Origin of the sequence: Bacillus sp. 7_6_55CFAA_CT2 (assembly GCF_000238655.1) — a bacterium.
GTDB classification, from domain to species: Bacteria; Bacillota; Bacilli; order Bacillales; family Bacillaceae_G; genus Bacillus_A; species Bacillus_A cereus.
Genome location: NZ_JH414711.1, coordinates 110,143 through 130,345 on the forward strand (window position 1 = coordinate 110,143; position 20,203 = coordinate 130,345).

The window sequence follows — 20,203 nt, forward strand, 5'->3', positions numbered from 1 at the left end:
TTAAAGTTTGATTTTATCGTAACAACTCTAAAGGTAGAGTGCAATAATGGAAGTTTTCCAATTTAAGATATTTGTTTTGCTGTGGAACGAGAAAATAGTATTTCTAGCAAGATTGCCATTACAGATCCAAGAACGAGACCATTACTTAAAAACGATGCTAGAAATGGTGGAAGTGTGGAATATGCTCCTGCTGGAACAAACATAACTCCGACTCCTGTAAAGATTGAAAGACCGGCTACTTTAAATAATCGTTCTTTATCCTGGACAGTTTCGTATTCTCGAAAGGCGAGGCCAATCATGCTTGCGAATACAGGATAAATAGCGGCATAACCAACTGCAACAGGGATTGCTGCAAAGAATGAAGTAATCTTTGGAAATATACTAACGACAATAATAAAGCTTGACCCTAATATAAACGGGAGACGTTTATAAATATTAGTCGTTGCAATAAAACCTGCTGATCCAGAAATAGCGACAGGCCCAATAGCTGAAAATAGGCCGCCTAGCAATTGGTTGATTCCTGTTATAATGCCAGCTTGTTTAAAACGATCTGATGCAGCGTTTTCTTCATATTTAGAGACAACCTTTTGTACAACGCGAATACTTGCTAACATATTTGTTAGAAGTAAGAGCGTAACGAAAATGACCGTAATTACCATGTTCCATTCAACACGAGGCATTCCGAAAACAAATAAGGATGGAAAACGGATTATGTCTGTCACTGGTGTTATTGGATTAGATAATCCGAAGCATGCGAATAATATCCAGCCGCATACGATACTGAAAAGAACGGAATATTGTCCAATAATAGGTAGCTTCATGATGAAAAAGGATAGTAAAATAACAATGAGTGAAAGAATAAATACGTTAGGTTGTACTTCTGTATGTTTCCCATCAAGGCCAAACATTCCCTTTAAGAAGGAGCCACTAAGCTGCGCGACAAGAAGAAATAAATACGTTCCAATGACTGTCGGTGTAAAATAGCGAACGAGTTTATCAATAAGTCCAAAAACGCTAAGAATAATACAAATAATACCACTTAATAAGAAAGCATATTGAAGAACTTTAAGTGTCTCATTATTTGATCCAAATAGTACGACGCCTAAACTTGCGTAAAGAGAGAAAATTCCCCACCAAAGGCCAGCAGGACCTTCTTGAATAGGAAGTTTATGCCCAAATATAGCTTGCAAGAGACCAGCAAAACCTAGAACAAATAATGTTCTTTGTACAAATGCGATGGCTTCAGCGCCATTAAGACCATAACTAGTTGCGACACTAATTGGTACAATAAGGCTTCCAGCTAAAATAAATAGTGCCCATTGTAAGGCGGAAAGAAATGTCTTCATTATATCAACCTCTTTCATAGATTCCGTATCTAGTATATACGTATTTTATTTCCACTGGCAAAGATTGTAGATAGAGAAAAGAGTTGAAACACAGTATGAATGCACGTAAGCAATTATGGATAGCAGTTATATGTATGACTTTTGTTGTAATTCTAGGAACGATAGGATTTATGACGATTGAAGAGATTAGTTTGTTTCAAGCATTTTGGATGACAATGATTACTGTATTGACTGTTGGATACGGAGATGCCGTTCCTGTAACGCAAGCGGGGAAAGTATTTGCGCTTCTTATTATTCCTGTTGGCGTAGGTATTGTTACGTATGCAATTGGGGTAGTGGCAGCTATGATTATTGAAGGGAATTTATTTCATGCAGTACGGAGGAAGAAGATGGATAAACAAATAGCGCAGTTGAAAAATCATATTATAGTATGTGGTTGCGGTAGAGTGGGGCTTCAAGTTGTACATGAATTGCAAGAAAAGAATATTCCATTTGTCGTTGTTGATAAAGATGAAAGTATATTGGAGCAGGAAAAGCTTTTATTTGTACATGGAGATGCAACGGAAGATCAAGTATTACATAATGCCGGAATTTTAAAAGCAGCTGGTTTAGTTGCTATTGTTGCAAATGATGCCGAAAATGTATTTATTACATTAACAGCAAGAGGGTTAAACGATACGATTAAAATTGTGGCGAGATCTGAAAAGCCAGAAACTGAAGAGAAATTAAGGCGTGCTGGTGCAAATAAGGTTATTAATCCATCTAGTATGGCGGGTATTCATATCGCAAAAGGTATTGCAAATCCATTAACTGTTCATTATATTGATACAGTGTTGTATGGAGTAGAACAGTCATTTGTCATTGAAGAAATTCTAGTTGGAAAAGATTCAATATTGGTTGGTAAATCGTTACTAGAGAGTAATGTAAGGAATCAGTTTGATGTAACAATATTAGCGATTTCAAGAAATGGGAATATTATACATAATCCGACAGGGCAGGAAAAATTGAAAGAACGTGATATGATAATAGTATTTGGTTCAGTAGAAAAATTGGGACAATTCGAGAAAGAATTACAAAGTACGAGGTGATAAGGAATGCAAATATCTAGCGACAAGATTTTAAATAAAATGGCGAATGAAATTGCGAAGGCAAAAAGTAGTGAAGGACAAAAGTCAAAAGAACATTTATTAGTTGTGCGTGCTTTATGTGACTTATTATTAGATGAACAAGTTGAAACATCTACATATAGAGAACCGAAAATTCAATCGCAAGTAATTGGATCACAACCAGTAACAACTATGCAACCAATTGCACCTGTTTCTGGGGAGCCAGTATATATAAAAGAAAGTGATGCAAACGGTAATTCTTTATTTGATTTTTAGAAGATAAATCGTTTGGCTTATATGCAAAAATTGCTTATGATAAAGGTAAAAAAGGGGAATTAAGATGAAAATTTTCTTTTTACTAGGTTGTATTGCAGCAGGGCTATCTGTTGCGTTAGGGGCCTTTGGAGCACACGGTTTAGAAAATAAAATTTCTGCAAAAATGTTAGAAGTTTGGAAAACAGGCGTTACATATCAAATGTTTCATGCAGGTGGACTATTCGTAGTTGCTTTATTGATGGATAAGGTTCAATCATCACTTTTAACTACTGCTGGTTGGCTAATGGTAGCTGGAATTATTATGTTCTCAGGTAGTTTGTATGCATTAAGTACGACAGGCATTAAGTTCTTTGGTCCAATTACACCTCTTGGTGGTGTAGCGTTTATAGTGGCGTGGATTCTAGTAGGGACTGCAGTTGTAAAAGGATTATAAAAAAACAAAAGCTGGCATTTGCCAGCTTTTTTTATGGTCTTGGAGTATAAGTTGCTTGTTGACTAGGTAAATACGTAATTTCTTCTGGAAACTCTACGTAATCTAAGTAGATCATTAGTAGTAAATAGCGTTTTCCTGATTGCGGTTCACTAATAACAATATGGTCACGGCCAGCTGCTTCAATAATACCTGTATAAGATTGTGTACCAAGGGAACTGCCACGTTCATAAGTCATTACAACCGTAGCTTGCTTACCTTTGTTTAAACGAAGGATATTTTCAATATAGGATTGCTCTAGAGGTAACATGCCTTGAGAAATTGCATATTGAGCTTGCGCAGCTTGAGCTGTTTGTTGTTGCATCGCTTGCTGCTGTTGTTGAGTCATTTGTTGCGGTTGTACATAAGTTCCAGATGGTTGATAAAAACCTGTTCCATAGTACGGATTTTGTTGCTGTGCCATTCAAAAATCCCTCCTCATTTTTATTCCTTAATATACGCTAGGGCAGTCTCCAGCAGATGGCTGGAAGAAGCAGTGCTTTTTAAAGCGACCAGAGTTTTGTTGGTTATACCAAGTTGGTGGACATGCCCCTTCAGGTCTAAAGAACCATAAGGCAAAGTTAGCAGGCCAAAAACGTTGCCCTTGAATGGTCCGTCTCGCTAGGGCAATATCTTGTTCACGTGCCCGTTGATAAAAGTATCCTTTTTGCGTTGCTTCAAAACCGCCGGGGTTTTGATAAACCATTTGACGTAAATTACGAATGCTTTTAAAGTCTAAACAATTTCCGCGGACACGATTTACCCCAACGTTTCCGACCATTAACATTCCTTGTTGTCCTTCTCCTTCGGCTTCAGCACGCATCAGTCTAGCTAACAACTTTACATCTTCTTCGTTATAAGCAATAACTCCCATTATGTGTCACCTCTCTTTTTGGAATACCTTTTGGAAAGAGGTTTATCTCTAGATGAAGTGTGTAACAATTACTAGTTCATACGTATGAGGAAAAGGGCTCAGATATGACAACCAAACGAAGTTTTACATTGAGAGCGGAAAATAAAAAAAGCTAGCGTGAGCCAGCTTTTTTATTAAAAAACTTTAGACCATAAGTTTGAGAAGAAATCACCAATAGAGCGCATTGTTAACACAAACCAATTTGCTTTTTCAACTTCCTCTGTCGTTTTTGCAGTAACTTTCATACTTTTACTACCGTCTAAGAAACCATATTTATCAGTTGATTCTAAAGTAATTGAGCCTACTTTGGCATCTTTCTTAATAGGAGCAACTAAATGTCCATCTTCAGCAAGAGATTTATCTAATTCAGTCCCAATTTTATAAGGTTCTTTGCTACCTTTTTTCGCAATTACTGTTATTTCTTTTTCGGGTGCAACAGTTACTTGGTCTTCTTTCCCTTTTACTACAGAGATTGTATTGTTCTTATTAACTTTTAGTTTTTGTTTTTCAAAGTTATTAAATCCGTATTCGATTAATTCACGAGATTCTGTGAAACGTTCATCCATTGATTTTGTTTTAATAATAACCGAGATAAGACGTACATCACCACGTTTAGCAGTAATAGTAAATCCGTATCCAGCTGTATCAGAACTTCCAGTTTTTAAACCATCAGTACCTTCATAAGCGAAAGCAGCTCCTGGTAACATCCAATTCCAGTTTTCCATACGAATTGGTTTTGGGTGATTGTCTGGGAAGTTTCTAAATCTTTGTTTTGTATCCTCTAGCATTTCTGGATACTTTGTAATCATTGCTTTTGAAAGCATACCCATATCACGAGCTGACATAGAGTTTTCTGCATTTGGATCAGTACCCTCAGGATGTTTTCCTTTTAAGTCAGCGTTATTTAAGCCCGTAGCGTTTACAAATTTATATTTCTTTAATCCTAGCTTTTTAGCATGTTCATTTGCAAGATTTAAGAAGTTTTTCTCACTTCCTGCAAGAAGTTCTGCTAAAGCGATACTAGATCCATTTGCAGAGAATATAACAATAGAATGATATAATTCTTTTACAGTATATTGACGTCCTTTTTCGAACGGTACATTAGAGAATTCATTATTACGAGAGACTTCATAAGCGTAATCAGAAATATTTACTTTCGTATCCCATGTGATTTTCCCTTCTTTAATTGCTTCTAAAACAGCGTAAACAACAATTAATTTCGACATACTAGCAATAGCTAGCAATTCATCGGGATTTTGCTCGTGAAGTATTTTTCCTGTATCTGCATCAAATAAAAGTGCAGCGGCTGCCTCAATATGTATTTTTTCTTCCGCATGGGATGTTGTTACTCCTAAGGAAGAAATTGACAATACAAGCAATAGTAAAATAGACAAAATTTTTTTCATATAGATTATCACCTTCGCATCGTTATTTAGCATATAGCTCGTATCATTTTAGCATATCTTTACATATAAAAAGGTTACAATTTTACAATAAATTTGAAAAAATGTCGGTTTTTCTTCAAAAGTGCAGAAAAAAGGGGATTTTTGAGGATAAATATAGAGAAGAATAAAAAAAGGAACGAATTTCGTTCCTTTTCACCATTTATATGTGTAAAAATTTCTCTACTTTTTCGTCTGGTAAAATGTTTCCAACGAAGAATGTTCCAAATTCACCATAACGAGCACTTACTTCATCGAAGCGCATTTCATATATAAGTTTTTTAAATTGAAGAACATCGTCAGCGAATAATGTTACGCCCCATTCGAAATCGTCGAATCCAACAGATCCTGAAATCACTTGGCGTACTTTACCTGCGTATTGACGGCCAATTTTACTATGACTGTACATCATTTTTTTACGCTCTTCCATAGGAAGCATGTACCAGTTGTCATCACCTTGGCGACGCTTATCCATTGGATAGAAGCAAATATGATTTGCTTTCGGCAATTCAGGATATAAGCGAGCTAAAATTTGTGGGTTTTGGTATGGATCCTCATCAGCTGGAAGATAGTTGCTTAATTCAACAACAGATACGTAAGAATATGCAGGAACCATATATTCAGCTAAAGTTGTTTTATTCAATTCTGTCTCAATTTCATTTAACTCTTCCATTGTTGGACGTAAAATCATAAGCATAATATCAGCTTTTTGGCCAACAACTGTATACATTGCGTGACTACCTTTTTTCGCAGTAGCTACTTCGTTCCATTTTTCAACGACATTTAAAAATTCAGACACTGCTTGTCCGCGTTCGTCGCTAGATAATGTTTTCCATGCAGCCCAATCAATAGAACGTAAATCATGTAAACAATACCAGCCATCTAACGTTGTTGTTGCTTCACTCATTCTATTCACCTCAGTTAATGATAGTTTTACACGTTAACTATAGCATATATAGTTTTAAAATCATCTATATAAAACCTTGGCGCATAAAATTGTCACATTTAAGTGTTTAAGCAAGGTGAATTTAACGGCTGAATTTTATGAAAATATAATCATTTTTATTTTATCTATTTTTTGGGAGCTATAAGTTTAAAATATAGAAGAAAAGCAGTATTCTTAAAGATAGAGTTTTTTTAACATATGTAGGAGGGTTTATTCGTGAGCAACTTATTTACAACAGTAAAAGAAAAAGTTCAAGGAAAAGGCATTTCTATCGTACTTCCTGAAGGAACTGATGAAAGAATTTTAGGCGCTGCAGAGCGTTTAGCAAAAGAAGAGTTAGTAAAACCAATCTTAGTTGGTAATAGAGAAGAAATTAGCGCAAAAGCTGCTAGCATGAATTTAACATTAGCAGGCGTTGATATTTACGACCCAGCTACATACGAAGAAATGGATGCAATGGTAGCATCTTTCGTTGAACGCCGTAAAGGTAAAGCAACTGAAGAAGACGCTCGCAAAATCCTTAAAGACGAAAACTACTTCGGTACAATGCTTGTATACATGGGCAAAGCACACGGTCTAGTAAGTGGTGCAGCTCACTCTACAGCTGATACAGTTCGTCCAGCACTTCAAATTATTAAAACAAAACCAGGCGTTACAAAAACTTCTGGCGTATTCATCATGGTACGTGAAGAAGAGAAATATGTATTCGCTGATTGCGCAATTAACATTGCACCAAACAGCCAAGATTTAGCTGAAATCGGTATCGAAAGTGCGAAAACTGCTGAGTTATTCGGCATTGATCCACGCGTTGCTATGTTAAGCTTCTCTACAAAAGGTTCTGCGAAATCTCCAGAAACAGAAAAAGTTGTAGAAGCAACTCGCATTGCAAAAGAAATAGCTCCTGAGTTAACTTTAGATGGAGAATTCCAATTCGATGCTGCATTCGTACCATCTGTAGCTGAGAAAAAAGCTCCAGGTTCTACAATTAAAGGTGATGCTAACGTATTCGTATTCCCAAGCTTAGAAGCTGGTAATATCGGCTACAAAATCGCTCAACGTTTAGGTAACTTCGAAGCAGTAGGACCAATCTTACAAGGCTTAAACATGCCTGTAAATGACCTATCTCGTGGATGTAACGAAGAAGAAGTGTACAAGTTAGCTTTAATTACAGCAGCTCAAGCACTTTAATTCTATAATGAATTGAAATAAAGACCGTCGCTATTATAGCGACGGTCTTTATTTTTCTAAACCAAGTGCTTTATTATTACGATCAATAATACGTTGTAAATTCGTCTCATATAAAGAAATCTCATCTATTGTTAATTGAGATGGTGTTAACTTTGGAGCGAATTGCTGCAATGTTTTTAAAAGACGCATCATTAAATCTTGTACTGTAATGGTTTCACCAAGTAATTCTGAGAGTGAGGCCATCGTACTTGGTACAATTTCAGGGTACGTAAAGCGTGTTTCTTCCCCTTGAATTGCTAGGTTGTAGAAATCACGAACGAGTGCGGCACGCTCAGAGCCACTTCCGGTAGCGCAGAGATAGATTTGGACAGCGACACCTCCGCGAATACGACGTTGTGAAATACCAGCGAATTTTTGATCGCGAATACTTAAGTCATAACTACCAGGACAGTAAGAGCCGACAATTTCTTTTGCCTCGATAGTAACGTCGTAATCCTTTAACATCTCCTTAATCAAATGCCACATTGTATCGTATCCAAGGTCAATATCGATACCTTTTTCTGTTTCTTGGAATAAAAGTGATACGTTTAAAACACCTTCATCAAGCACGACCGCAAGCCCGCCAGAATTACGGACAATAACATTGAAGTTGTTTTGTTTTAAAAAAGAAATACCTTCTTCTAAATGCGGAAGGCGTGAATCTTGAATGCCAAGGACAATTGTATTGTGATGAACCCAAGAACGCATTGTTGCGGCTGACTTGCCATTTCCAATGCTTGTGCATAATGTGTCATCCATTGCGAATGACTGAAGTGCATGGAATGTTGGTCCCAAACTAGATTGATCTACAATGCGCCACTCTGGCTGAGATAAAATGGAACGGGAACTGCTCATATAACTAACCCCTTATCTTTAAAATGACAATCTCTATTATAGCAAAAAATGAAGAATGGAGTTTTCTCACATATAAAGGGGGAGCTTAGAGGTGAAATAATAAAAAGGATGCATTACATGCATCCTTTTTATTCTGCAATTTTTTCTAAATTACCGTTTCGGTCCATTCGGAAAGATGTTTGAGAACGTTCTTCGTCATCCATGACTGCCAATTTACGAGCTCGGTTCATAATGTTCATAAGTGTTTCGTAATCTTCTTGTACAGTATGAGATTGCTTTTCTAATTTTTCTAGTTTCTTTTCTAGTTCCTCATTCCGAAGGATTTGTGCTTTAATTTCTTGTTTCAATCTCGTATTCTCGTTTTCAAGAGCTTTCACTTTTATATTTGAAGATCCGACTGTTTGTAAAAAATAAATAACATCTTGCATTGTCATAGAGCTTCTTGCAGCAGGAGCAGTAGATTCTTGATATGGAATAGCTTCTTTATATTGTACGATTGATTCTTCTTGTACTAATTCTTCATAATCAGTTATCGAATCTGAAGCTGGTGGTGTATAAAGTAAACGTTTTTTCGCTTGTTCACCGCTTGCAGCACGCATTTTATCTTTACGATGTTTTTTTGCTAGTTGAAGAGCTTGTTCATAGCTATAGCGAACAACAGCATTCCAGCGGAAACCACAAGCAGCAGATGTACGATTTAACTGATCCCCTACTTCCTCAAATGCATTTAATTGCGTACTTCCTTCTCTAACATGACGAAGTACCGTTTCAGCAAGTAATAAATCATCCTCATCTGTCCAAGCATCTTGTCTTACTTTCATAGATTCAACTCCCTTTCTTTTTATGAACTTCCTATTTTTATAATGGGCAAAAAAATAAACTTTTATACAAAGCTTTTAAAAATATGGTAGATTTCGATGAAAGGTAAAAATTTTCCCATGAATGGTGAGTACTTCTGTAGGAGAGCATATAAAATATGTAGCATTATGTAGAGAATAGGCTTTGTAGGGAAACTTGCAACGAGCTTCAAAGAGCGGTAAAATACCATTTAGTGTTTATTTTTAAACGTACTTGAGAAAAGTTTAAAATAGAGGAAGTGTTATATAATGGGAAACGAGTTTCGCGTGTGCGATGACTGTCAGGCAACGAACGTTAAAACGTTAGTTCCGAAGTTAAAAAAAGTAGATTCATGTGCAACGATTGAAGTTGGATGTCAGTCTTACTGTGGTCCTGGTCGTAAAAAATCATTCGCATTTGTAAATAACCGTCCAGTTGCGGCTCCAACAGAAGATGAGTTAATCGCAAAAATTGAAGCAAAGTTAAATAAGTAAGAAAAAGAAGAGTGAAAAGATTACTCTTCTTTTTTATGCCCATAAGAGGAATAATTTATTCTGCGAAAGTACTCTTGTGTGGACGAACGTTTTCTAAAGGATAGACACAACTTTTGTATTAAAATTCCAATTTATATAAATTTATATTTCAAAATAATGGTTGACAGTCTTTTAAAGCGATAGGTAGAATAGAAGTGTCTGATTCTGATAATCATTATCAGGAAAATAACAATTCACCTAATTTTTTTATTACTATTTGAGAATAAATTTCATTTCAATAAATATATGTTGTTAGTTAGGATGGTTGAGGGATGGAAGCGAGCGCAAACAGTATAGAACAGCAAGAAGAGAATGTTAAAGAGATTAAGAGCAGACCGCTTATCGCTTCTATTATTTTAGTAGCGGGTACAGTTTTGTTAGCTTTAAGCATGGCAGTTTCTATTTCTTTTGGGGCTGCAGATATTAGTTTAAAGACTGTATGGCAAGCTGTATTTCAGTTTGATGGATCTATTACACATCATAATGTAATTCAAGAGCTTCGCATGCCTAGAGCAATAGGGGGCGTAGTTGCAGGTGCCTTTTTAGCGGTATCAGGAGCAATTATGCAAGGTATGACGCGAAATCCACTTGCTTCACCATCGTTAATGGGGATTACAGATGGGGCTGTATTTGGAATTGCAATTATGTATGCATTTTTTCCTAATTCACCTTATTTAATGTTTGTTATCGCATCTTTTATTGGAGCTGCGTTTGGTGCAAGCATTGTATATGGAATTGGGTCTTCTTCACCAGGTGGATTAACACCTGTGAAATTAGCTTTAGCAGGTGCAGCTATTAGTGCTTTATTAGGGGCAATTTCATCTGGAATCGCATTGTATTTCAATCTTGCCCAAGAGGTAAGCATGTGGAATGCAGGCGGGGTTGCTGGAGTGAAATGGCAAAGTATTAATATGTTAGTGCCAATTGGCCTTGTTTGTCTTTTTATCGCAATTATGATGTCGAGATATATTACAATTTTGAGCTTCGGTGAAGAAATTGCAATTGGACTTGGTCAAAATACGACATTAATTAAATTTATCGGAACAGTACTTGTTCTTGTTTTAACGGGTTCCGCAGTTTCCATGGCAGGATCAGTTGGATTTGTTGGTCTTGTAATTCCGCATATGACTCGTTTTCTTGTAGGCTCGGACTATAGATGGGTTATTCCATGTTCTGCGGTCTTAGGCGGGCTGTTAATTGAATGTGCAGATATGTTATCTCGCGTTATTAACCCGCCATTTGAAACGCCAATTGGAGCAATTACAGCGCTAATTGGGGTTCCATTCTTCCTCTACTTAGCACGTAATGAAGGGAGAGGAAAGATGTGAGGACGAGTGTCTTAACAAAAAAGAACATTTCTATATTAACGATTTTAGTAGGACTAATCGTTTCTATATTTCTTATTAGTTTAAATACAGGAACTTTTAAAATCCCGCCAATGGACGTATTAAAGTCATTGGTTGGACTAGGGGCTGAAGATCAGTCTGTTATTTTATTTGAATTCCGTATGCCGCGTATGGTAATTGCTATACTAGTCGGATCTGCTTTAGCTATGTCAGGTGCGATTTTGCAAGGTTTATCACGAAATCCGCTTGCTGATCCAGGTATTATAGGTATTAATGCTGGAGCGGGATTAACAGTTGTTATATTCGTCTACTTCTTCTTCGGGAAAGTAGGGACTGGTACATTTTTATCTGTATTCATTCTTCCATTCTTCGCACTAGTTGGAGCGATATTAGCAGCGGTAATTATTTATTTACTAGCATGGAAAGACGGCGTTTCATCGACTCGATTAATACTTGTCGGTATTGCCGTTGCAGCTGGATTTGGAGCTGTTAGTTTAATTTTCTCTATGAAGATGACATCTAACGATTTTCGTTTTGCTACGATTTGGCTGGCGGGAAGTCTATGGGGTACAGATTGGAAATTCGTATTAAGTGTACTTCCATGGATGGTTATTTTCTTACCGCTTGCTATAAGTAAAGCACACATATTAAATGTAATGAACCTAGGCGATTCTACAGCAGTTGGCCTTGGTGTAAACGTAGAAAAAGAAAGACGTAAATTATTATTTATTGCAGTTTGTTTAGCAGGTGCATCTGTTGCTGTTGCGGGCGGAATTGGCTTTATTGGTTTAATGGCCCCGCATTTAGCAAGGCGCCTTGTTGGTGGTAAACATCAAATTATGTTGCCCACAGCTGCGCTAATAGGAACGTTTTTACTTTTATTCGCAGACGTAATTTCAAGAAGTGTATTAACAACTTCAGAAATACCAGTCGGTCTTGTTATTTCTGTAATTGGTGCACCATATTTCATTTATTTACTTATGAGGACAAAATAAAGGGAGGCTTTTCGTATGGCAACTTTAGCGGTGGATGCGGTATCTGTTGGCTATAATGAAGGTTTAATTATTGATGGTTTAACAGTTGAAATTCCGGAAGGGAAAATTACAACAATTATTGGACCAAATGGTTGTGGGAAGTCCACATTATTAAAAACGGCGTCTCGTATTTTGAAGGCAAAGCAAGGTACTGTTTATCTTGACGGAAAAGCAATTGAGAAACAGCCAACGAAAGAAATTGCAAAGAAAATGGCGATTTTACCACAAACTGCAGAAGTGCCAACGGGTCTTACTGTATTTGAGCTTGTGTCATATGGAAGATTCCCTCATCAAAAAGGGTTTGGCACGTTGAAAGAAGAGGATTATCGCTACATTAACTGGGCACTTGAAGTGACAGGAATGAAAGAATTTGCGAATCGTCCAGCAGAAGCGCTATCAGGTGGTCAACGTCAACGTGTTTGGATCGCAATGGCTCTTGCACAAGGAACAGAATTACTTGTATTGGATGAACCAACAACGTACTTAGATATGGCTCATCAATTAGAAGTATTAAACTTATTGAAAAAGTTAAATGAAGAAGAAGGTAGAACGATTGTTATGGTTATCCATGACTTAAACCATGCTTCTCGTTTCTCTGATCATATGATTGCATTAAAAGCAGGTAAGTTAATGAAACAAGGAACGCCAGATGAAGTTATGACAAGTGAAACACTTCGCAGTGTATTTGAGATTGAAGCTCAAATCGTTCCATGTCCAGTAAACTGTAAACCAATTTGTTTAACATATGATTTAGCGATGATTAGTAATCAATTGCGTAAAAAAGCATAAGTAGAACCCCCTCGTAAAGAGGGGGGCTTCTAATGGACGTTGAGCTTCTTATATAAGAATGGGAAGTTGAACGCCCGTTAGAATGGGTTGTTAACAACAATTAATAAATATATATTAATTAATTGTTATATTTGTTTCTTATAGTTCATTGTAACTTATAAGATAAATACAGCTAGAAGGAGTGGGAACATGAAGAATTTTAAAATGGCACTATTAGCAATGGTACTAGTTGTGACTTCTGTACTATTTGCAGCTTGTTCTAACAAAGAAGAAGAAAAGAAAGCAGATGCAAAGACTGAAGAGCGCACTGTAAAACATGCAAAAGGGGAAATTAAAATTCCTGCAAACCCAAAGAAAATTGCTGACCTTAGTGGTTCAACAGAAGAATTATTAATTTTCGGTATGAAACCGGTTATTACTGCTAATACATCTCAAGAAAAAATTGATGCACATATTGAAAAGAAACTAAAAGACGTTAAACCAGTTGGTTCTGCTTGGGGCGATAAAATTAACATCGAAGCAGTAGCTGCTGCAAAACCAGATTTAATTCTTGTAAATAATCGTCAAGAAAAGATTTATGATCAATTATCTAAAATTGCACCAACAGTTATGTTAAACACTCCATTAGATCAATGGCGTCCAAAATTCGAAGAAGTAGGTCAAATCTTCGGTAAAGAAAAAGAAACAAAAGAATGGTTCAAAAAGTATGATGAAAAAGCAAGCAAATTACATGACAAAATCGTCGCTAAAACTGGTGAAGCAACATTTATGAAAATGGCTGCATATCCAAATGCTTTCCGCGTATATGGTGATTACGGTTACGGTAGCGTAATCTTTAATGATTTAAAACTACCAGCAGTTAAAGGTACACCAACTGATAAACCGTTAGTACAAGTACAAAAAGAAGCTTTAATCGATTACAACCCAGATTACTTATTCGTATTTACAACTGGTGACGGTTCTCAGCGCTTAAAAGAATTCCAAGAAGAATCAATTTGGAAAAACATGAACGCTGTTAAAAATAACCACGTATTTACAATTAAAAATGAAGACTTAAACAAAGGTTACTTTCCACTAGGGAAAGATATGATCTTAGACGAAGTTGCTGAATTCGTTTTAGGTAAATAATGTATGAAGGAAATCACTTTTACTTCGGTAAAGGTGATTTTTTCTTTTTATAAAGGGAATTAATACAGTCTTTCATTTCTTTCTGTTTCTCATTTCGTTTATAATATAAAGTAAGAATGTAGTAAAGAAAGGGGGATGTCGGAAAGTGGTATATTTAAACGACAAACTCAGCGAAACAAAAGTGTTTAAAGACCCAGTACATAAATATGTGCACGTGCGTGATCGTGTTATTTGGGATTTAATCGGAACGAAAGAATTTCAACGCTTGCGCCGTATTAAGCAGCTTGGAACGACATTTTTTACATTTCACGGTGCAGAGCATAGTCGCTTTACTCATTCGTTAGGTGTATACGAAATTATTCGTCGTATGATTGATGATGTGTTTGATGGCAGACCAAATTGGAATGCTGAAGATAGATTGTTATGTTTATGTGCGGCATTACTTCATGATGTCGGTCACGGCCCATTTTCTCACTCGTTTGAAAAAGTATTTTCATTAGATCATGAGAAATTTACGCAAAAGATTATCGTAGGCGATACGGAGATTAATGATGTATTAAGTCGTGTTGATAAGGAGTTTCCACAAAAGGTAGCAGATGTAATTGCAAAAACGTCTACTAATAAATTAGCGATTAGTATGATTTCGAGCCAAATTGATGCGGATCGTATGGATTATTTATTAAGAGATGCTTATTTTACAGGCGTAAAGTACGGAAACTTCGATATGGAACGTATACTGCGTGTAATGCGTCCGTATGGGAATCAAGTAGTCATTAAAAATAGTGGTATGCATGCTGTTGAGCATTACATTATGAGTCGTTATCAAATGTATTGGCAAGTATATTTCCACCCGGTAACGCGAAGTGCAGAAGTTATTTTAACGAAGATTTTACACCGTGCGAAATCACTGCACGAGAAGTATTATACATTTAAAAATCATCCTGTTCATTTCTATTCTTTATTTGAAGAAGAAGTAACAGTAGAGGATTATTTAAAGTTAGACGAGAACGTTATGTATTACTACTTCCAAGTATGGCAGGAAGAAGAAGATTCAATTTTAAGCGATTTATGCCGCCGTTTTATGAATCGAAACCTATTTAAATATGTAGAGTTTACAGATAAACACGGTTTAGATAATTGGATGGAATTAAGTAGTTTATTTAAAAAGATTGGACTTGATCCGGAGTATTATTTAGTAGTTGATTCAACATCAGACTTACCGTATGACTTTTATCGTGCAGGAGAAGAAGAAGAGCGCCTACCAATCTTACTTCTTATGCCAAACGGAGAGCTTAGAGAGCTTTCACGTGAGTCGGATATTGTTGAGGCGATTACAGGTAAGAAAAGAACGGATCAAAAGCTATTCTATCCACATGATTTAATCTATGAAGATGGAAGAAAAGGAAAATATAAAGAGAGAATTATTGAGTTGTTAGAAGGAAAGAAATAAGAAGCAGCTAATGGCTGCTTCTTATGAAAAAACTTGAAATTATTTGTCACTTAAGCGTTTTCCGCCAACTGCATAATGGTTTTTAGACATTTCTTCGATGAAAACAACGATGTTTTCTTCAGGAGCACCAGTTGTTTCGCTTACTGCTGCTGTTACTTTCTCAGCAAGAGCTTTCTTTTGTTCTTCTGTGCGTCCTTCTAGCATTTTCACTGTTACGTATGGCATGTACAATCGCTCCTTTTATGTAAGTTACACTCTTATTATAGCGGATTATGGGGAAGAACAATCGAAAAAACAAATAATTTCTTTTTTTGACATATGGAAGAGGAGATGAAGCATGGATCAGTTATTTAGATACCCGTTGCACCAAATTCCTTTGGTAGCAATGGCCATTATTATCGCATTATCAGTTCATGAATTTGCACATGCATATGTAGCATATAAATTTGGAGACGATACAGCAAAGAGACAAGGCCGTTTAACGTTATCACCGATGGCACACTTAGATCCTATAGGTTTGATTGCAGTATTAATTCTTGGATTCGGTTGGGCAAGACCGGTTCCTGTTAACCCATATAACTTTAAAAGACCGCGTCTTGCAGGTATATTAGTTTCAATTGCAGGGCCGATTAGTAACTTAATTTTAAGCGCAATTGGTTTAATTATTTGGTATAGCTTAGTAAAATTTGGTGTATTATACTCAATTCCATCTGCAGTAGCAGATACGTTAGCTCAATTTTTCCAGATTTTTATTATGCTGAATATCGTTTTACTTGTATTTAACTTATTACCGATCCCGCCACTTGATGGGTATCGAGTTGTGGAAGATTTAGCGCCAGCAAATATTCGCGCGAAAATGACACAGTATGAAAAATACGGGGCAATTGCGTTATTAATTCTCGTTATTACACCGCTTAGTAATTACACAATTCAACCTATTTTCCAGGTAGTTATTCCGCATGTATTTGTATTTTTAGATAGCATCATTGCGCCTATTTTTGGCCTTTTATAATTTTTAAGTGAGGAGGATTTTACATATGACAGAGAAAAAGAAAAAAATCGGTTTTAATATCGTGAAAAATGATTCAACAGATGGACATGGTGGATTTGGTGTTGGGGCATTAAGCTTAGAAAACATTTCACCTGTATTTGTTGATGTACTAGAGAAAACTGCATTCGTTGATATTGGTGCGATGCACGCGCGTAGTACAGTAGAAAAAGGTATTAAGTTTTTAACAAATAAAGATGAAGTTCCAAACGGAAAACCATTTTGGCTTGTTTGGGTAACGATTGAAAGAACTGCGACAGGTGCGTATTATGCAGGTGTAACAGCTTGTGAAATGACAGTAGACCGTGAAATTCGCCGCGGATATAAATCACTTCCAGAGCACGTAAATAAAATGGATAAATCATTGAAGCGTCACATTATGGTTGACCATATGGATGAATCATCTAAAAAGGTACTTGGTACGTTCTTGAAAGAACATAATGAAGCTATTTGGAACGAATCTAGTGAAGAATTGCGCCGTGCATTATTAAGTGAATAAAAAATAGCTGACGGATGCCCGTCAGCTATTTTTTTTACCAAGGAAGATATTTTTTCCACCAACTTGTTTTTTTCTTTTCTTCAGTCGTTTTTTCAAATTCTTCTTTATCATCGACGTGATTCATACAATATTCAGTCGGTTCGGTACCTTTAGCGAAATACATTTTCACAGAAATAGGACAATTTTTTGTAGCAATTTTACCGTTCTCTGGATTGATATTAACCGCTACGACGTCACCTGGTTGTTTAAATTCTTTTTTTGGTTGTCCATCTAACCCTTTCTCCATCGTATCAGTCCATATTTTCTTCGCATATCCTTGTTCTGCTACGTTTGAAATAGATTTAGGTTGATCATATCCGACCCACACACCAGTTACGATTTGCGGAGTAAATCCGATCATCCAACTATCCGTTTCAGTAGAACCAGATTTGCCGGCATATGTTCTTGATAGTTTGGATAACATCGATTGACCAGTTACAGCAGCATAGCTGCTTAGTTTCTTATTAAACATACCGGTCATCATTTCTTCCATTACAAACGCTTTGCTCTTGTCGAGAACTTGTTTACTCTCTAAATGAGCATCGTATAATATATTTCCTTCATGATCCATAATGCGGCGAATGAAAGTAGGTTTTACTTCTTTTCCACCATTTGCGAACATGCTATAAGCGTTAACCATTTCAATTGGTTTTACTGGTGATGTACCAAGAGCTAGAGAAGGCACATCTTTTAATGCACTTTTAATTCCAAATTGTTTCGCTGTTTTTGCAAGCGCGTCATCGCCTAAAAACAAATTCGTTTTCACAGCATAAATGTTATCAGAGACTGCGAGAGCTTGTGCCATCGTTACGAAATCATCTGCATAATAATCTTTATAGTTCTTCGGTTTATACTTTGAAACGCCGTCACCTAAGGTGAATACAGTATATTCGCTTTTTAAGCGCGTAGCAGGCGTGAATCCTCGTTCTAATGCCGCATAATATAGAAATGGCTTAAATGTAGAACCAGGCTGACGAATGGCTTGTGTAGCCCTGTTAAATTGACTCGTAGTATAATCAGTTCCACCAACAAGAGCAGCCACTTCACCTGTCTTTGGATTCATAGAGACGAGAGCAGTTTGTATGTTTGTTGTGTCAGGTATGTGATCTTTTACAGCTTGTTCTGCTACAGCTTGTAGTTTAGGGTCTAGCGTTGTATAAATTCGCAAGCCACCCCGTTGTAAAGCTTGTTCGTCTAATCCAACATCACGAAGGAGCGAAGCTTGTACAGCATCTTGGAAATATGGTGCGACCTCTGCTACTTTTTTCGTATCTAATGAGGCAAAAGTTAGTGGCTCTTTCTTCGCTAAGGCTGCTTGTTGCTTCGTAATATATCCTTGTTCTACCATTTCATCTAATATGAGAGCTTGTCGTCCTTTCGCACGATCCTCTTTCAAAAAGGGAGAATAGACACTTGGCCCTTTCGGGATACCTGCGAGCATACTAGCTTCTGCTAATGTTAACTCTTTTGCCGTTTTATCGAAATATAGACGGGATGCAGCTTCGATGCCATAAGCGCCATGTCCGTAATAAATTGTATTTAAATATCCTTCTAAAATATGATTTTTATTATAATTCACCTCAAGGCGAATTGTGTACATTGCTTCTAATAGTTTACGTTTCCACGTTTTATCATGATCTAAGTAAAGGTTACGAGCATACTGTTGTGTAATCGTACTAGCACCTTGGACTTTTGCCATCGCTTTTAAATCGGCAACAATGGCACCAGCAATACGTTTCATATCAAAGCCATGATGTTTGTAGAATCGTTGATCTTCAATAGATAGTGTCGCCTCTTTTACATAAGGTGAAATTTCATTAAGAGGTACATTGTAACGTTTTTGCATTTCATTACTTTGTCCTATAACAGTGTCATCATTTGCGTAAAAGACGCTTGTTTGCGGGACCGCAACAGGAGGAGGTCCCATAATTTTTGCAACTATAATAATAACAAAAAAAGAAAAAACGAAGAAAAGGACGCAAGAAAACATTGCGGTGAAGAAAAGACGTTTATATTTTTTTAGTTTTGGATTCATAGTTTGATCCATCTTTTTTCAGCCCCTCATTAATACAAGCGTTATTGTATTAGTATTGAGGGTTTTCATTTATTTTAAACAATGAAATTTCGAAAATAAAAAAGCCCCTTCCATTAAGAAAGGAGCTCAAAGGCACGTGCTGGCCAATCAGTAATGATAACATCTACACCATAATCAATCATAGTTTGTAAATCTTTGTATTCATTAATTGTATATGGACGGAAAACATACCCTTGCTCTTGTGCTAACTGCACAAATTCTTTCGTTAATAACTGGAAGTTTGGATGTAATCCATTTGCTTCTCTATGTTTTGCTTCGGCAATTGGATCAGCAAGTGGTGTATCATATAAAATTGCTCTTGGGATTTCAGGAGCAATTTCTGCTAATAATGAAACAGAGTCATGGTTAAATGATGAAAATACAATTTGATTAGAAAGATGATATTCACGCACAAGTGCAACAGCTTTTTCCTCAATATTTGGGTAATGAATAACATCTGTCTTTAATTCAATATTTAGTTGTAAGTTCGTTGTGGAAAGCCAAATGAAAACCTCACGCAACGTTGGGATTTTTGCTTCATGGAAAGAAGGGTCTTTATAGCTACCAGCGTCCAATGATTGTAGTTCCTCTACCGTTTTTTCCGAAACAAGTCCAACGCCATTTGTTGTACGATCGACGGTTTCATCGTGAATTACGACAAGTTCACCATCTTTTGATAAGTGGACATCGAGTTCAATTCCGTGAGCGCCAATGCGTTCTGCTTCTTGGAAGGCAATCATCGTATTTTCGGGATGTGTTCCTTTTACTCCGCGGTGAGCGAAAATAAGTGGTTTACTCATGTGAAATTCTCCTTATTATCTCTTTTCTTTCATTATGAAACTGCTT

The 20,203-nt window shown here is 36.6% G+C and carries 22 protein-coding genes; 12 read left to right on the plus strand and 10 right to left on the minus strand.

The genetic code is table 11. The features are described from left to right. Positions 1 to 62 precede the first annotated feature (62 nt). On the minus strand, positions 63 to 1,346 hold the full coding sequence (locus HMPREF1014_RS21180) for a purine/pyrimidine permease (protein ID WP_000847044.1): 1,284 nt from the start codon (positions 1,344 to 1,346) through the stop codon (positions 63 to 65). A gap of 95 nt (positions 1,347 to 1,441) precedes the next feature. Here HMPREF1014_RS21180 and HMPREF1014_RS21185 point away from each other — a divergent pair, with 95 nt between their 5' ends. The 3 genes from HMPREF1014_RS21185 (at position 1,442) to HMPREF1014_RS21195 (ending at position 3,161) form a co-directional block, all read left to right on the plus strand. After that, positions 1,442 to 2,434, plus strand: a complete 993-nt coding sequence (locus HMPREF1014_RS21185; protein WP_000993984.1) for a potassium channel family protein — start codon at positions 1,442 to 1,444, stop codon at positions 2,432 to 2,434. A gap of 6 nt (positions 2,435 to 2,440) precedes the next feature. Further along, on the plus strand, positions 2,441 to 2,728 hold the full coding sequence (locus tag HMPREF1014_RS21190; protein WP_001167349.1) for a YwdI family protein: 288 nt from the start codon (positions 2,441 to 2,443) through the stop codon (positions 2,726 to 2,728). 64 nt (positions 2,729 to 2,792) lie between these two features. Next, complete coding sequence (locus HMPREF1014_RS21195) at positions 2,793 to 3,161, plus strand: DUF423 domain-containing protein (protein ID WP_000688315.1); 369 nt, start codon at positions 2,793 to 2,795, stop codon at positions 3,159 to 3,161. A gap of 31 nt (positions 3,162 to 3,192) precedes the next feature. Here the strand turns inward: HMPREF1014_RS21195 and gerQ are convergent, their stop codons facing one another. The 4 genes from gerQ to hemQ all read right to left on the minus strand — a co-directional run bounded on the left by gerQ (position 3,193) and on the right by hemQ (position 6,459). After that, complete coding sequence (gene gerQ, locus HMPREF1014_RS21200) at positions 3,193 to 3,621, minus strand: spore coat protein GerQ (protein ID WP_000068652.1); 429 nt, start codon at positions 3,619 to 3,621, stop codon at positions 3,193 to 3,195. Between the two features lie 27 nt (positions 3,622 to 3,648). Then, complete coding sequence (gene cwlJ / locus HMPREF1014_RS21205; protein ID WP_000538167.1) at positions 3,649 to 4,071, minus strand: cell wall hydrolase CwlJ; 423 nt, start codon at positions 4,069 to 4,071, stop codon at positions 3,649 to 3,651. Positions 4,072 to 4,244: 173 nt separating this feature from the next. Further along, entirely contained in the window at positions 4,245 to 5,516 is a 1,272-nt protein-coding gene (locus HMPREF1014_RS21210) for a serine hydrolase (protein ID WP_000722867.1), read from the minus strand. A 199-nt stretch (positions 5,517 to 5,715) separates the two neighbouring features. Beyond that, positions 5,716 to 6,459, minus strand: coding sequence for a hydrogen peroxide-dependent heme synthase (gene hemQ / locus HMPREF1014_RS21215; RefSeq protein ID WP_001287595.1), 744 nt, complete (start codon positions 6,457 to 6,459; stop codon positions 5,716 to 5,718). A 255-nt stretch (positions 6,460 to 6,714) separates the two neighbouring features. Here hemQ and pta point away from each other — a divergent pair, with 255 nt between their 5' ends. Beyond that, the gene (pta, locus tag HMPREF1014_RS21220; protein ID WP_000067224.1) at positions 6,715 to 7,686 is read left to right on the plus strand and encodes a phosphate acetyltransferase; all 972 of its coding nucleotides are present in this window, start codon (positions 6,715 to 6,717) and stop codon (positions 7,684 to 7,686) included. 48 nt (positions 7,687 to 7,734) lie between these two features. Here pta and lipL read toward each other — a convergent pair whose 3' ends face one another. Continuing rightward, positions 7,735 to 8,580, minus strand: coding sequence for an octanoyl-[GcvH]:protein N-octanoyltransferase (lipL, locus tag HMPREF1014_RS21225; RefSeq protein ID WP_000099311.1), 846 nt, complete (start codon positions 8,578 to 8,580; stop codon positions 7,735 to 7,737). A 128-nt stretch (positions 8,581 to 8,708) separates the two neighbouring features. After that, a complete protein-coding gene (locus HMPREF1014_RS21230; RefSeq protein ID WP_000868356.1) occupies positions 8,709 to 9,401 on the minus strand; it encodes an RsfA family transcriptional regulator in 693 nt (230 codons plus the stop codon). A 285-nt stretch (positions 9,402 to 9,686) separates the two neighbouring features. Between HMPREF1014_RS21230 and HMPREF1014_RS21235 the strand changes: the two genes are divergently transcribed. From HMPREF1014_RS21235 to HMPREF1014_RS21260, 6 genes are all read left to right on the plus strand, one after another. Next, positions 9,687 to 9,911, plus strand: coding sequence for a YuzB family protein (locus HMPREF1014_RS21235; RefSeq protein ID WP_000526078.1), 225 nt, complete (start codon positions 9,687 to 9,689; stop codon positions 9,909 to 9,911). Between the two features lie 311 nt (positions 9,912 to 10,222). Further along, the gene (locus tag HMPREF1014_RS21240) at positions 10,223 to 11,278 is read left to right on the plus strand and encodes a FecCD family ABC transporter permease (protein ID WP_000388273.1); all 1,056 of its coding nucleotides are present in this window, start codon (positions 10,223 to 10,225) and stop codon (positions 11,276 to 11,278) included. Then, on the plus strand, positions 11,275 to 12,291 hold the full coding sequence (locus tag HMPREF1014_RS21245; RefSeq protein WP_001260757.1) for a FecCD family ABC transporter permease: 1,017 nt from the start codon (positions 11,275 to 11,277) through the stop codon (positions 12,289 to 12,291). The genes HMPREF1014_RS21240 and HMPREF1014_RS21245 overlap by 4 nt, the downstream gene beginning before the upstream one ends. Positions 12,292 to 12,306: 15 nt before the next feature. Continuing rightward, positions 12,307 to 13,119, plus strand: a complete 813-nt coding sequence (locus tag HMPREF1014_RS21250; protein ID WP_000212069.1) for an ABC transporter ATP-binding protein — start codon at positions 12,307 to 12,309, stop codon at positions 13,117 to 13,119. 189 nt (positions 13,120 to 13,308) lie between these two features. Next, positions 13,309 to 14,247 (plus strand): ABC transporter substrate-binding protein, encoded by a 939-nt coding sequence (locus HMPREF1014_RS21255; RefSeq protein WP_000787724.1) that lies wholly within the window; start codon positions 13,309 to 13,311, stop codon positions 14,245 to 14,247. 145 nt (positions 14,248 to 14,392) lie between these two features. Further along, on the plus strand, positions 14,393 to 15,697 hold the full coding sequence (locus tag HMPREF1014_RS21260; RefSeq protein WP_000262731.1) for an HD domain-containing protein: 1,305 nt from the start codon (positions 14,393 to 14,395) through the stop codon (positions 15,695 to 15,697). A 39-nt stretch (positions 15,698 to 15,736) separates the two neighbouring features. Here HMPREF1014_RS21260 and thmT read toward each other — a convergent pair whose 3' ends face one another. Next, the gene (thmT, locus tag HMPREF1014_RS21265; protein WP_001147171.1) at positions 15,737 to 15,922 is read right to left on the minus strand and encodes a 2-hydroxymuconate tautomerase; all 186 of its coding nucleotides are present in this window, start codon (positions 15,920 to 15,922) and stop codon (positions 15,737 to 15,739) included. A 112-nt stretch (positions 15,923 to 16,034) separates the two neighbouring features. Between thmT and HMPREF1014_RS21270 the strand changes: the two genes are divergently transcribed. Continuing rightward, on the plus strand, positions 16,035 to 16,709 hold the full coding sequence (locus tag HMPREF1014_RS21270; RefSeq protein ID WP_000372455.1) for a site-2 protease family protein: 675 nt from the start codon (positions 16,035 to 16,037) through the stop codon (positions 16,707 to 16,709). A 25-nt stretch (positions 16,710 to 16,734) separates the two neighbouring features. After that, positions 16,735 to 17,244 carry a YwhD family protein gene (locus HMPREF1014_RS21275; RefSeq protein WP_000136678.1) on the plus strand — a complete coding sequence of 170 codons (510 nt, stop codon included), beginning with the start codon at positions 16,735 to 16,737 and terminating at the stop codon, positions 17,242 to 17,244. 34 nt (positions 17,245 to 17,278) lie between these two features. Here the strand turns inward: HMPREF1014_RS21275 and HMPREF1014_RS21280 are convergent, their stop codons facing one another. After that, entirely contained in the window at positions 17,279 to 19,330 is a 2,052-nt protein-coding gene (locus HMPREF1014_RS21280) for a transglycosylase domain-containing protein (RefSeq protein WP_000372962.1), read from the minus strand. Positions 19,331 to 19,431: 101 nt separating this feature from the next. Next, entirely contained in the window at positions 19,432 to 20,157 is a 726-nt protein-coding gene (locus HMPREF1014_RS21285; RefSeq protein WP_000042786.1) for a glycerophosphodiester phosphodiesterase, read from the minus strand. Positions 20,158 to 20,203: the final 46 nt, after the last annotated feature.

What these genes read in the sequence shown, in the direction of transcription:
- HMPREF1014_RS21180 (WP_000847044.1), bottom strand. Translation starts at nt 1,346, where the DNA reads ATGAAGACATTTCTTTCCGCCTTACAATGGGCACTATTTATTTTAGCT.
- HMPREF1014_RS21185 (WP_000993984.1), top strand. Translation starts at nt 1,442, where the DNA reads ATGAATGCACGTAAGCAATTATGGATAGCAGTTATATGTATGACTTTT.
- HMPREF1014_RS21190 (WP_001167349.1), top strand. Translation starts at nt 2,441, where the DNA reads ATGCAAATATCTAGCGACAAGATTTTAAATAAAATGGCGAATGAAATT.
- HMPREF1014_RS21195 (WP_000688315.1), top strand. Translation starts at nt 2,793, where the DNA reads ATGAAAATTTTCTTTTTACTAGGTTGTATTGCAGCAGGGCTATCTGTT.
- gerQ (WP_000068652.1), bottom strand. Translation starts at nt 3,621, where the DNA reads ATGGCACAGCAACAAAATCCGTACTATGGAACAGGTTTTTATCAACCA.
- cwlJ (WP_000538167.1), bottom strand. Translation starts at nt 4,071, where the DNA reads ATGGGAGTTATTGCTTATAACGAAGAAGATGTAAAGTTGTTAGCTAGA.
- HMPREF1014_RS21210 (WP_000722867.1), bottom strand. Translation starts at nt 5,516, where the DNA reads ATGAAAAAAATTTTGTCTATTTTACTATTGCTTGTATTGTCAATTTCT.
- hemQ (WP_001287595.1), bottom strand. Translation starts at nt 6,459, where the DNA reads ATGAGTGAAGCAACAACAACGTTAGATGGCTGGTATTGTTTACATGAT.
- lipL (WP_000099311.1), bottom strand. Translation starts at nt 8,580, where the DNA reads ATGAGCAGTTCCCGTTCCATTTTATCTCAGCCAGAGTGGCGCATTGTA.
- HMPREF1014_RS21230 (WP_000868356.1), bottom strand. Translation starts at nt 9,401, where the DNA reads ATGAAAGTAAGACAAGATGCTTGGACAGATGAGGATGATTTATTACTT.
- HMPREF1014_RS21235 (WP_000526078.1), top strand. Translation starts at nt 9,687, where the DNA reads ATGGGAAACGAGTTTCGCGTGTGCGATGACTGTCAGGCAACGAACGTT.
- HMPREF1014_RS21240 (WP_000388273.1), top strand. Translation starts at nt 10,223, where the DNA reads ATGGAAGCGAGCGCAAACAGTATAGAACAGCAAGAAGAGAATGTTAAA.
- HMPREF1014_RS21250 (WP_000212069.1), top strand. Translation starts at nt 12,307, where the DNA reads ATGGCAACTTTAGCGGTGGATGCGGTATCTGTTGGCTATAATGAAGGT.
- HMPREF1014_RS21255 (WP_000787724.1), top strand. Translation starts at nt 13,309, where the DNA reads ATGAAGAATTTTAAAATGGCACTATTAGCAATGGTACTAGTTGTGACT.
- thmT (WP_001147171.1), bottom strand. Translation starts at nt 15,922, where the DNA reads ATGCCATACGTAACAGTGAAAATGCTAGAAGGACGCACAGAAGAACAA.
- HMPREF1014_RS21270 (WP_000372455.1), top strand. Translation starts at nt 16,035, where the DNA reads ATGGATCAGTTATTTAGATACCCGTTGCACCAAATTCCTTTGGTAGCA.
- HMPREF1014_RS21275 (WP_000136678.1), top strand. Translation starts at nt 16,735, where the DNA reads ATGACAGAGAAAAAGAAAAAAATCGGTTTTAATATCGTGAAAAATGAT.
- HMPREF1014_RS21280 (WP_000372962.1), bottom strand. Translation starts at nt 19,330, where the DNA reads ATGGATCAAACTATGAATCCAAAACTAAAAAAATATAAACGTCTTTTC.
- HMPREF1014_RS21285 (WP_000042786.1), bottom strand. Translation starts at nt 20,157, where the DNA reads ATGAGTAAACCACTTATTTTCGCTCACCGCGGAGTAAAAGGAACACAT.